Here is a 12005-nt window from a genome sequence, read left to right on the forward strand (position 1 = left end):
GACGCTTAGGAGCGCGGCGCCGGATACTCGTGTCGGGGTGCGCCCTGGCCTGCGGCAAGGGGATGGTGACAGGCGACCGAATGGCCGGCGCCCTCCCCTGGCCGGATGGGACGGGACTCGGGATCGTCTTCCTCGCACAGGACTCCCTCGGCAGCGGTAAGCGTGACGTAGCGCGGGCAACGGGAACGGAAGCGACACCCCGCGGGCGGGGACGCAGGGTCGGGCGGGTCTCCCCGCAGAACGACGCGGGGGCGGCGCTGCTCAAGGCACGGGTCGGCCAAGGGCACCGCGTCCAGAAGTGCGCGTGTGTACGGATGGGCGGGGCCGCCGCAGACGCCGTCCGCCGGCCCGATCTCAACCAGGCGACCCGCATGCATGACGGCGACCTGATCGGCCAGGCCACGGACGACCCCGATGTCATGGGTAACGAGCAAGCACGCCATGCCCAACCGCTCGCGCAGACGTTCCAGCAGCCCCATCACCTCCGCCCGCGCAATGACGTCCAGGGCCGCGACAGGTTCGTCCAGAAGGAGCAACCGGGGCTCCAGGGCGAGCGCTCTGGCAATGCCCACACGTTGCCTCTGTCCACCCGACAGCGCGTGCGGGTAACGCTGAGTATGAGCGGGCTCCAAGCCCACCAGCTCTACCAGTGCCTTGACACGTGCCCTGGCTCGCGACGTCGGCATCCCATGCGCGGTCAACGGCTCAGCGAGGATGTCGGCCACGCGCATCCGCGGGTTCAACGACGAGAACGGGTCCTGGAACACCACCTGGACGTCGCGCCGCAGGGCCTTGCGGTCACCGGTGCGCAGGGTGGCGGTGTCCCGGCCGAAGAGGGCGACGCGTCCGCCCTGCGGGCGTGAGAGGCGAAGGATCTCCATCAGGGTCGTGGTCTTGCCGGACCCCGACTCCCCCACCAACGCGAGGGTCTCCCCCTCGCCGATCCGGAATCCGATGCCGTCCACGGCGCGCACGGACCCGGCCTGGCGCAACCGCAATGGCCCTTTGCAGAGGGCGTGGTGGCGGACAAGACCGTCCACCTCCAGCACGGCTGGACGCTCTGGTCGGGACAAGGGCACCGACGACTCGCGGACAGGAGAGATAGCCCCCAGCAAGTCGTTCGTGTACGACGTGCGGGGGCGCCGGAAAAGCTCCTCCACCGGCCCCGACTCGGCGAAGCGTCCCGCGTGCATCACCATGACCCGGTCGGCGAACCCTGCGACGACCCCCGGATCGTGCGTGATCAGCACGATCGCGGCGCCGGTGTTCTCCTTCGCGACTCTCAGCACGTCCAGGACCTGCGCCTGGACGGTCGCGTCTAGCGCGGCCGTCGGCTCGTCCGCGATGACGACGGCCGGGTCGTTGGCGATCGCCATGGCGATCATCACGCGCTGCCGCATGCCGCCGGAGAGCTCGTGCGGGTACGCGCGAGCCCGCCGCCGCGCCCCCGGAATCCCGACCAGATCGAGCAGGGCGACGGCCCGTGCCCGTGCCGCCGCACGCGAGACGCGGGTGTGGATCCGCACCGTTTCGGCGATCTGGTCGCCCACCGTGTGGACGGGAGTGAGCGCCGAGAGCGGGTCCTGGAAGACCATGGCCAGGTCCTTGCCGCGCACCCGCGACAGCTCGGCGTCCGATCGTCCCAGCAGCTCCCGCCCGCGCAGCCGCACCGAGCCCGTCACATGGGCGTCGTCAGGCAGAAGGCCCATCACGGCGAGTGCGAGCGCGGTCTTGCCGGAGCCCGACTCGCCCACGACGCCGAGCACCTCCCCGGCCCCCACCGTCAGTCCCGCGCCCCGGACGGCGCGCACGCCGGGCGCGTACCGAACCGTCAGATCCGCGACCCGCAGAACGCTCAACGCCCGCCCCGGGCGGGGTCGAAGGCGTCCCGCAGCCCGTCGCCCAGGAGGTTCACCGCGAGGACGGCGAGGACGAGCAGGCCCGCGGCGAACGCGAACGGCCACAGATGGGCGGCGGCGGTCCCCTGGCCCTCGGCGATCAGCGTGCCGAGCGACACGTCCGGCGGCCGCACCCCGAACCCGAGGTAGGACAGCCCGCTCTCCGCGACGATCGCGACGCCGACGTTGAGGCTCGCGTCCACGGCCAGCAGCGACGCCAGGTGCGGCAGGACGTGCCGGGCGACCACCCGCGGCGCGCCCACCCCGAGGTACCGGGCGGCCAGCACGTGCTCGCGCCGCCGCAGCGAGACCGTCATCGCCCGCACCGCCCGCGCCGTGACCATCCACATGAGCGCGGCCAGCACCGCCATGAGCACCGGCAGGCCGCCCGGCATGCGGGGCGCCAGCACGGCGGCGACGAGGAAGGACGGCAGGACGAGCAGCAGGTCGGCGCCCCACATTAGGACGCGGTCCACCCGGCCGCCCGCATAGCCCGCGGCGGCGCCGATGACCGCGGCCAGGCCGGTCGAGGCGGCGGCGACGAAGAGGCCGACGAGCAGCGACGTCCGCGCGCCGCGCAGGGTGAGGGCGAAGACGTCCCGCCCGCTCTGCGTGGTGCCCAGCCAGTGCCGGGCGGACGGCCCCTCGTGAAAGGCGGTGAAATCCGTCTCGTCCCACCCCGACGGCGACACGAGCGGCCCCAGCAGCACCAGCGAGAACAGCAGGGCGAGCAGCAGCAGCCCCGCCGCGGCCCGGCGGCTCACCCATATGTGCCCGCCGGTCACGCCGCCTCCCGGACGCGCGGGTCGAGGGCGCCGTGCAGGACGTCCGCGACCAGCCCCGCCAGCAGCACTCCGCACACGGCGACGCACCCGATCGCGGCGACAACGTTGACGTCGCCGCGCGCGACGGAGCCGGCCAGCCACTCCCCCATCCCGTGCCGGCCGAAGATCTCCTCGGTGAACACGGCGCCGAGGACCAGCAGGCCGCACGCGTAGGAGAGGTAGGTCGTCATCGGGACGAGCGCGGTCCGCAGCCCGTGCCGCAGCAGCGCGCTCCGGCGCCGCAGCCCCCGGGCGCGGGCGGTGCGCACGAAGTCGGCGTGCAGCACGTCCAGCATGAGGCCGCGCTGGTAGCGGCAGTAGACGCCCAGCTGCGCGAGCGCGATCGTGACGGTCGGCAGGAGCAGGTGCCGCGCCCGGTCGGCGAGACCGGCCACTCCGCCGGGCGCTCCGGGCGTGGACTCGCCGACCCACACGAAGACCCGCACGCCCAGCGCGTCGTTCACCCTGCTCGCGAGCATCTGCAGCAGGACCGCCAGGACGAACACGGGGACGGCCGGAAGCAGGCACGCCCCGAACGTCACGAGCCGGTCGGCCGTGCGGCCGCGCCGCACCGCCGCCCACGCGCCGAGCAGCAGGCCGCCCGCGCAACCCAGGACTGCGCCCGGCAGGACGAGCCGCAGGCTGACGCCGAGCCGCCGCCGCAACTCGGCGTTGACCGGTTCGCCGTCCCACGTGCGCCCGAAGTCACCGTGCAGAACGTCCCCGGCCCAGATGCGGTAGCGGTCGGCCAGGGGCGTCCGGTCGTTGAGGTTGAGGGCAGTGAGCCGGGCGTCGACGACCGCTTCGGGCGGACGCGGCGTACGGTCCTCGTACGCCGCGCGGGGATCGAGCGCGGCGGCGGCGAGCAGGTAGGCGAGGCTCACGCCGAGGACGGCCAGGACCAGGTGGTTCGCCAACCGGCGCAGCACGAACGCCGCCATCTCCCTCCTCCGGGCAGCCCGACATGAGCACAGGATGCTACTGCCTGATTACACACGGCGTCGGGAAAAGCCCGGAGTTAGCGCTGGATATCAGGTGTGGGCGGGATCGCGGCGGCGCACGGCGAGTATGTTGACTCGACCGGCCTGACCCGGCCGGTCGGCGCGGGCGTTCTGAATGCGCGACCCGTTTCGGTCGTCCGGCGCCGGCGGCGATCCGAACCCGCCCCTGTGAAGGGCTCAGAGCCGCCGCCCGCACCGCGGTGCCGGACCCGGCGGGCGGCGCGGCACGGGGCGTCCGGTACCTCCCACCGGACGACTGTGACCTGCACCTTCGGTTCTCTCCGCCGGAATCCGCGGTTACCATCACGGCACGCGCCACCGCGCCGCGACGGAGACAGTGTCGGGGGAGGGGGGTCCCGGTGTCCTGAGGCGGACGCCCCGATGTCTGCAGGACAGGGGGCCAGACGCTTTAACATTCCATTACTTTTGGTCTGGGGTGGGCATGGACGAGACGGTGAGAAGGAACCGCGGCGCGGGACGCTTCGCGGTCGCCGTCGCGTTCAAGGCCGTCCTACTCGTCGCCGCGTCGCTCGTCGTCGGCGGCCTGCTCCCCGCCGACCTGCGGATGGTCTGGTGGCACCCGGAGATCCTCGTCGCCACCGCATGGACCCTGGTGGCCGCCGTCCTGCTGCGGCACCGGCCGGGGCTGAAGGTCGGCTGGCTCATGCTCGCGGCCGGCTTCAGCGCCGCCGTGTACGTCCTGTCGCTCAATCTGGCCCCGTGGTTCGAGCTCCGCGGCTGGGCCGGAACCGGCTTCCTCACCTGGCTCGGCACCTGGCTGTGGGCCGTTGACACCTACGCCCTTACGCTCGTCCTCCCGCTGATCTTCCCGGACGGCCGGCTGGTGTCGCGGTGGTTCCGGCCGGTGCTCGCCCTCGCCTTCCTCATCCCCCTGGTCGTCTGCGTCCACCTGACGATCGACCCGGACGTGCGCAAGTGGCACAACGGGGTCTCGGTCTACCCGTTCGGTGACATTCCGCTGGCCATCACCGTGCTCATCCTCGGCACCCTGGCGGCGGCGCTGTGCTCGATCCTGGTGCGGTTCGTCAAGTCGCCCCCGGACGTCCGGCGGCAGATCGCCTGGGTCGTCTACCCCGGCCTGGTCGCCATCGCGGTGATCTACGCGGGCGAGAACACGATGATCGGCGACCCGGTGCGCAACATCACGATCGTGGCCGTCCCCGTATGCGTCGCCATCGCGATCACCCGCTACCGGCTCTACGACATCGACCTCGTGATCAGCCGCACGCTGGTGTACGCGGGCCTCCTCGCCCTCGTCACCGGCCTGTACTTCGCGTTCGTCGGCGGGGCGAGCCTGCTCGCCCACGGCGAGGGGACGATCTCGGGGCTGGCCGCGGCGATCCTCGCGGGCGCGGTATTCGAGCCCGTCCGGCGGCGCCTGCAGCGCACGGTGGACGGGTTCATCCACGGCGAGCGCGACCCGTACCGGATCGCGGACCGCCTCAACCGGCGGCTGCAGACCGCCGCCGACCCGTCGGCCGCGCTCGCGGTGGCCGCCGAGGTGGCCCGCTCCGCCCTGCACGCCACCGGCGTCACGATCGAGGTGCTGGACCGCGACGGCCGCACGATCTCCGCGGAGGACGGCGTGCTCGGCGACCGGCCGCAGCTCATCCCGCTGGTGTGGCACGGGGAGCCGGTGGGCCGGCTGCTGTTCGGCGTCACCCGGTCGCCGGACGCGCGGCTGTCGGGCATCCTCGCCCGCAACCTCGCCGAGCTGGCGAACGCGGTGCGGCTCGCCGCGGACGTCCAGCGCTCCCGCGAGCACATCCTGCGCACCCGCGAGGAGGAGCGGCGGCGGCTGCGGCGCGACCTGCACGACGGCCTCGGGCCGACGCTCGCCAGCCTCGCGATGACGGTCGACGCCGCGCGCATCACGCTGAAGACCGACCCCGAGGCGGTGGACGCGCTGCTGGAGGAGCTCCGCGCGACGATGGGCAGCACCATCGGCGACATCAGGGAGCTCGTGTACGGGCTGCGGCCGCCCGCGCTGGACGACCTCGGGCTGGAGGGCGCGATCCAAGCGCTCGGGGGGGTCGTCGCCACGGGCGACGGCCCGAAGGTGGACGTCCAGGTGGAGGGCGACCTCAACGGCCTGCCCGCCGCCGCCGAGGTGGCCGCGTACCGGATCGTGCAGGAGGCGCTCACCAATGTGCACCGGCACGCCAACGCGTGCTCCGCGGTGGTCCGCCTGCATCTGAACGGCGATCTGCACGTCACGGTCGACGACGACGGTGTCGGGCTGCCCACGCGGGTGCGCTCGGGCATCGGGATGTCGTCCATGCGCGAACGTGCGGCCGAACTCGGCGGTTCCTGTACCGTCGGCCCCGGTCCCAAGGGCGGGACGCTGGTCCGGGCCAAGCTGCCCGTCAACGGCGTCCGCCGGTAGGACGTCTTCCGCGTTCCCCGGTCCCCCGGTTCCGCGCTCTCCGGCCCGCTCCCGGACATCACCCGGTGGGAGGGCCGGTGACCGCCCCCCGCCAAGAAGGTCGCCACCGGCCCTCAGGCTCCGTACGGCACCGGGGCTCCCATCCCGATCCGTACGGGCCATTCACCAGAGGGTGTGCATGAATGAAAGTATGCGGCGGAAGGTCCCGGTGGTGAGGGACAGTTGTCCCGTTCGTGCCGGGACGAGGACGGACGCCGCTCCGCCCCTGGTCGCCGGGGGTGCGCGCTAGATCCACCCCGGGCGGGTCTCGCCCTCGGCCACCAGGACCGCCGGACCGGTGAGCCGGCTGGTCCCCCGGCCGAGCGACACGGTGACCCGGCCGCCGGGCACGTCCACGGTCCATTCGCCCGCTTCGTCCATGCCCTGGGCGGCGACGGCGGCCACGGCCACCGTGCCGGTCCCGCACGAACGGGTCTCGCCGGAGCCGCGCTCGTACACCCGCATCTCCAGGTGCCGCTCGCCGACGGTGCGGAAGAACTCGACGTTCACGCCCTCGGGGAAGACGGCGGGATCGAAGCCGGGCGCCCGCGAGAGGTCCAGCGCCGCGAGCGGCCCGTCCACGCGGCACGCCAGGTGGGGGTTGCCGACGGAGACGCGCTCGCCCTGGAACACCGCGTCCGCGATGGTCGCCTCGCCGGGGCCGAGGACGTCGGCCGGGCCCATCTCGACGCTGACGTCCCCGGACGCGCCCAGCGTCACGCGCCGCAGGCCCGCACGGGTCGCCACGTCCCACTCGCCGGGCGCGGCGAGGCCGGCGTCGACCAGGTAGCGGGCGAAGACCCGCATCCCGTTACCGCACATCTCCGCGATGCCCCCGTCGGCGTTGCGGTAGTCCATGAACCACTCGGCGCCCGCGTTCTCGATGCCCGCGTTCTCGATGCCCGCGGCCTTGGTGCGGACGACCCGCAGGACGCCGTCGGCGCCGATCCCGGCCCGCCGGTCGCACAGCCGCGCCACGGCCTCCGGTGTGAGGTCCAGGGCTCCGTCCGGATCGGGCAGGATCACGAAGTCGTTCTCTGTGCCGTGCCCCTTGACAAACCGCATCTCCCGATCATATTGCGTCCGCCGGACCGCTCAGCCGATCAGCGCGAGCGCGCGGCCGACCAGGTCAGGGGCGTCATACGGGAGCCACTGGACACGCTGGTCCCGGCGGAACCACGACTCCTGGCGGCGGGCGAAGCGGCGAGTCGACCGGATGGTCTCCTCCTTCGCCTGCTCCTCGGTCCACTCCCCCGACAGGAACCGGAGCACCTGCGCGTAGCCGAGCGCGCGTCCGGCGGTCAGGCCGTCGCGCAGGCCCGCGCGCTCCAGTCCCCGGACCTCGTCGACCAGCCCCGCGTCCCACATCCGCGCCACCCGCACGGCGATGCGCTCGTCCAGTTCCGCGCGGGGAACGCTCAGGCCGATCTGCACGACCGATCCGTAGCGGTACCGGTGCTCGGGCAGGGTCGCGGTGAACGGGCGCCCCGTTATCTCGATCACCTCCAGGGCGCGGACGATCCGGCGGCCGTTGCTCGGCAGGATCGCCTCCGCCGCGGCCGGGTCCACCGCGCGCAGCCGCCCGTGCAGCGCCGCGGGCCCGGCGTGCGCCAGTTCCCCCTCCAGCCGCGCCCGGACGTCCGGGTCCGTGCCCGGGAAGTCCATGTGGTCGAGCGCTGCCCGCACGTACAGGCCGGAACCGCCGACGAGGACGGGCGTCCGGCCCCTGCCGCGGATGTCGGCGATCACCGCTTCGCTGAGCCGCTGGTACTCGGCGACGCTCGCGGTCCGGGTCACGTCCCAGACGTCCAGCAGGTGGTGGGGCACCCCGCGCATCTCGGCGGGGGTGAGCTTCGCGGTCCCGACGTCCATGCCGCGGTAGAGCTGCATCGAGTCGGCGTTCACCGCCTCCCCGTCCAGCGCCAGGGCCAGCTCCACGGCGAGGTCGGACTTTCCGGCGGCGGTCGCGCCGACGACCGCGAGCACGCCGGGGGCGGTGGGACGCGGCGCCGGGTGCGCGGCATCGGACGCATTTCGTGAGGTCACGGGCTTAATTGTGGCAACAGTATGGGTATGGGCGGACTGTACGGGTGTCCCGCGCCAAGCGGGCACCACCGACAGGACGAGGGATCCGGGGGGATTTTCGATGTCCATCGTCGACAAGGTGAAGCAGATGCTCGGGCAGCACCCCGACAAGGCACGCCACGGTGTCGAGCGGGGCGGGGACATGATCGACGAGCGCACGGGCGGGAAGCACGCCGACAAGGTCGACCGGGTCCAGGACAAGGCCGGCGAGTACGTCGACCGCGAAGGCGGCCAGGGCGGCGGCCCCGGCGGCGGCCCCGCTGGTGGGGCGCCCGGCGGTGGGACTCCCGGTGGCGGCGGGCCCGGCGGTGGCGCTCCGGGTGGCGGCGGTCACGAGGGACCCGGTCAGCAGCCGTAAGGCGGGCGTGACCAGGCCGCGACGAAGTAGCCGACTCCGTACGGCGCCTCGTCCGCGAGCAGGCCGGCGCTGAAGCCGTCCCCGCCGGCCGCGCCGGCGAGCACCTGCCATGCCGCCCGCCCGGCCACCTGGAGCTCCCGGGAGAGATCCGGATCCAGGTCGGCCAGGGCGGCGGTGTCCGCGCGTCCGAGGGCGCGCGCCACGGCCCCGTCGTAGGGGGCCGCACGCGCATCGAGGTACCCCGGCGCCTTCTCCGAGCGGCACGCCGTGCCGTCGCCCATCACCAGGAGGGCGACCCGTTCGGCCGACTCGGCCAGTCGCCGCCCGAGACCCAGGCATTCCTCCGGCGGCGCGTCGAACGCGATCGCCTCGTAACGGGCATCGGTGTCGGCGTCCTGCCTATGCAGGAGCCAGCGCCCGATGCTGAGGGAGAGCGGCAGCGCCTCCGCGTCGTCCTTGGGGTGGTCGGGGACCGTCCAGGAGAGTCCGTACGGCTGGAGCGTCGCGTACGCGTCCGGCCCGTAGGTCCGGGTCTCCGGAGCGCCGCCGACGACGACCAGTACGTCTGCCTCGCCCAGGCGCTGGACGGCTTCGTCGCACGCGGCGCGCAGCCCGTCCAGCTCAGGCGCCGCCTCCCCCGCCACCGCGGGCACGAGGAGAGGCGGATGCGGGCACACCGCCGCCGATACGAGCACACTTCCTCCCTGACGCCGGGCCCGCGACCGCCACCGTGGGCGGCACGCGGGATCGACCCTCGATCATGCCCGAGTTCAGGAGACGGTGGCGCAGCCCGGCGCGGGCGTGTCGGCCTGCGCCGGACGCCCGATCGACGGCATTCCGAGCGAAACGCCCTGCCGGCCGTCCGTCCCGGCCCGGCGGGCCTCCCACGCGTCGCCCGCCCGCGTCCGGCGGACGGCCGGCGCGGGCTTGTCGGCGACGAGATGGTGCGGCGCGGCGTAGGTGACCTCCACCGTGACCATGTCGCCGGGGCGGACCGGCTCCTCCGGCACGGCGAAGTGGACGAGCCGGTTGTCGGGCGCCCGGCCCGACAGCCGGCGGGTCGCCTGGTCCTTGCGGCCCTCGCCCTCGGCCACTAGGACCTCCATGGTCCGGCCGAGCTGCTTCTTGTTCTCCTCCCAGGAGATCTCCTCCTGGAGGGCGACCAGCCGCTCGTACCGCTCCTGGACGACCTCCTTCGGCAGCTGGCCGTCCATGGCCGCCGCCGGGGTGCCCGGACGCTTGGAGTACTGGAAGGTGAACGCCGACGAGAACCGGGCCTCCCGCACCACGTGCAGGGTCTCCTCGAAGTCGGCCTCGGTCTCCCCGGGGAAGCCCACGATGATGTCGGTGGTGATCGCCGCGTCCGGGATGGCGGCCCGGACATCGTCGATGATGCCGAGGTAGCGCTCCTGCCGGTACGAGCGGCGCATCGCGCGCAGCACCGCGTCCGACCCCGCCTGCAGCGGCATGTGCAGCGACGGCATCACGTTCGGCGTCTCGGCCATGGCGGCGATGACGTCGTCGGTGAAGTCCTTGGGGTGCGGTGAGGTGAACCGGACCCGCTCCAGGCCCTCGACGTCCCCGCACGCCCTCAGCAGCCCCGCGAACGCGGACTCCCCGCCCGCCGTCATCGCGCGGACCTCGTCCGGCGCGGCGGCGAGGGCGCCGAAACCGGAGCCGTACGCGTTGACGTTCTGGCCGAGGAGGGTGACCTCCAGGACGCCCTCGCCGACCAGCGCCTCGATCTCGGCGAGGATCTCCCCGGGGCGGCGGTCCCTCTCCTTGCCGCGCAGCGAGGGGACGATGCAGAACGTGCACGTGTTGTTGCAGCCCACGGAGATCGACACCCACGCGGCGTAGGGCGACTCACGGCGCGTCGGCAGCGTCGAGGGGAAGGTCACCAGCGACTCTTCGATCTCGACCTGCGCCTCGCTCTGCACGCGCGCCCGCTCCAGCAGCGCGGGCAGCGACCCGATGTTGTGCGTGCCGAACACGACGTCCACCCAGGGGGCGCGCTGGACGATGGTGTCGCGGTCCTTCTGCGCGAGGCACCCGCCCACGGCGATCTGCATGCCGGGATGGCCGTCCTTGACCGGCCGCAGATGGCCCAGGTTGCCGTAGAGCCGGTTGTCGGCGTTCTCCCGCACCGCGCAGGTGTTGAACACCACCACGTCGGGCTCGGCGTCGCCGGCGCGGACGTACCCCGCCGCCTCCAGGAGACCGGACAGCCGCTCGGAGTCGTGAACGTTCATCTGGCACCCGTAAGTACGGATCTCGTACGTACGGGGAGCCGTATTCATAGGCGCACTCATGACGGTTACCAAGGGTACGGGCCTTACGCGATATCACCGAACCGGCCATTGCGACGCGGGCGACCTCCGATGATCACTCTCCGCCACGGCGGACCCCGCCCGACATGGGGATTCGTGATCGTATCGGTACCGCGCGGCAACTTTCGCGCCGTCGCGCATGACGTAAAGTCCGACCGCATGACGGACAGCGAAGGCGGACCCGACCTCACCAAGGACGGGCCTGGGGACTCCGCCCCGGAGCCGGGCGCCGAGGGCGGCCGGCCCCTCGTGGTGGCCGAGAACGTCAACAAGCATTTCGGGGAGCTGCACGTCCTCCGGGACATCAACCTGACCGTGAACTCCGGAGAGGTCGTCGTCGTCATCGGCCCCTCCGGCGGCGGGAAGTCGACCCTGTGCCGGTCGATCAACCGGCTGGAGCCCATCGACAGCGGGAAGATCCTCCTCGACGGCAAGGAGCTGCCGAAGGAGGGCAAGGAGCTCGCGAAGCTCCGCGCCGACGTCGGCATGGTGTTCCAGTCGTTCAACCTCTTCGCGCACAAGACGATCCTGGACAACGTCACGCTCGGGCCGATCAAGGTCCGCAAGCAGGGCAAGCAGGAGTCCGAGAAGCACGCGATGGAGCTGCTGGACCGCGTCGGCATCGCGAACCAGGCGCAGAAGTACCCCGCCCAGCTGTCCGGCGGCCAGCAGCAGCGGGCCGCGATCGCGCGCTCCCTCGCGATGCGGCCGAAGGTGATGCTCTTCGACGAGCCGACCTCCGCGCTCGACCCCGAGATGGTCAACGAGGTCCTCGACGTCATGACCGGCCTGGCCCGCGAGGGCATGACGATGATCGTCGTGACCCACGAGATGGGCTTCGCCCGCCGGGCGGCGCAGAAGGTCGTCTTCATGGCGGACGGCCAGATCGTGGAGGAGAACACGCCGAACGAGTTCTTCACCAACGCGCGCACCGACCGCGCGAAGGACTTCCTTTCCAAGATCCTCACCCACTGATCCACTTTTCCCCGATGTATCCAGAAACCTGAGCTGTTCGGTCCACAGCGGACGTGAATGGTCCACAGAGCCACGGGGCTCCGGCAGA

The 12005-nt window shown here is 72.6% G+C and carries 10 protein-coding genes; 3 read left to right on the forward strand and 7 right to left on the reverse strand.

Annotation, left to right across the window (positions count from 1 at the left end; all coding sequences use genetic code 11):
* Positions 1-5: 5 nt before the first annotated feature.
* Genes E1266_RS01180 through E1266_RS01190 form a run of 3 tightly spaced genes read right to left on the reverse strand, consistent with a single transcriptional unit; the run spans position 6 to position 3663 of the window.
* Positions 6-1859 (reverse strand): ABC transporter ATP-binding protein, encoded by a 1854-nt coding sequence (locus E1266_RS01180; RefSeq protein ID WP_132042764.1) that lies wholly within the window; start codon positions 1857-1859, stop codon positions 6-8.
* Entirely contained in the window at positions 1856-2683 is an 828-nt protein-coding gene (locus E1266_RS39180; protein ID WP_243718159.1) for an ABC transporter permease, read from the reverse strand. Before E1266_RS39180 ends, E1266_RS01180 begins: the two co-directional genes overlap by 4 nt.
* Positions 2680-3663: an ABC transporter permease gene (locus E1266_RS01190; RefSeq protein WP_132042766.1), complete on the reverse strand. Its 984-nt coding sequence runs from the start codon at positions 3661-3663 to the stop codon at positions 2680-2682. The genes E1266_RS39180 and E1266_RS01190 overlap by 4 nt, the downstream gene beginning before the upstream one ends.
* A gap of 502 nt (positions 3664-4165) precedes the next feature.
* Between E1266_RS01190 and E1266_RS01195 the strand changes: the two genes are divergently transcribed.
* On the forward strand, positions 4166-6130 hold the full coding sequence (locus E1266_RS01195) for a sensor histidine kinase (protein ID WP_132042768.1): 1965 nt from the start codon (positions 4166-4168) through the stop codon (positions 6128-6130).
* Between the two features lie 285 nt (positions 6131-6415).
* Here the strand turns inward: E1266_RS01195 and dapF are convergent, their stop codons facing one another.
* Entirely contained in the window at positions 6416-7234 is an 819-nt protein-coding gene (gene dapF / locus E1266_RS01200; protein ID WP_132042770.1) for a diaminopimelate epimerase, read from the reverse strand.
* A gap of 30 nt (positions 7235-7264) precedes the next feature.
* Complete coding sequence (miaA, locus tag E1266_RS01205; RefSeq protein ID WP_243718173.1) at positions 7265-8155, reverse strand: tRNA (adenosine(37)-N6)-dimethylallyltransferase MiaA; 891 nt, start codon at positions 8153-8155, stop codon at positions 7265-7267.
* A 160-nt stretch (positions 8156-8315) separates the two neighbouring features.
* Here miaA and E1266_RS01210 point away from each other — a divergent pair, with 160 nt between their 5' ends.
* Positions 8316-8612 carry an antitoxin gene (locus E1266_RS01210; RefSeq protein WP_132042774.1) on the forward strand — a complete coding sequence of 99 codons (297 nt, stop codon included), beginning with the start codon at positions 8316-8318 and terminating at the stop codon, positions 8610-8612.
* Here the strand turns inward: E1266_RS01210 and E1266_RS01215 are convergent.
* A complete protein-coding gene (locus tag E1266_RS01215; RefSeq protein WP_132042776.1) occupies positions 8600-9307 on the reverse strand; it encodes a class III extradiol dioxygenase subunit B-like domain-containing protein in 708 nt (235 codons plus the stop codon). The genes E1266_RS01210 and E1266_RS01215 overlap by 13 nt on opposite strands.
* Before the next feature lie 75 nt (positions 9308-9382).
* Positions 9383-10924 (reverse strand): tRNA (N6-isopentenyl adenosine(37)-C2)-methylthiotransferase MiaB, encoded by a 1542-nt coding sequence (miaB, locus tag E1266_RS01220; protein WP_132042778.1) that lies wholly within the window; start codon positions 10922-10924, stop codon positions 9383-9385.
* Between the two features lie 270 nt (positions 10925-11194).
* Here miaB and E1266_RS01225 point away from each other — a divergent pair, with 270 nt between their 5' ends.
* Complete coding sequence (locus E1266_RS01225; RefSeq protein ID WP_132042887.1) at positions 11195-11917, forward strand: amino acid ABC transporter ATP-binding protein; 723 nt, start codon at positions 11195-11197, stop codon at positions 11915-11917.
* The last annotated feature ends 88 nt before the right edge of the window (positions 11918-12005 follow it).

It is taken from the genome of Actinomadura sp. 7K534 (genome assembly GCF_004348575.1).
Classification (GTDB): Bacteria; Actinomycetota; Actinomycetes; order Streptosporangiales; family Streptosporangiaceae; genus Spirillospora; species Spirillospora livida.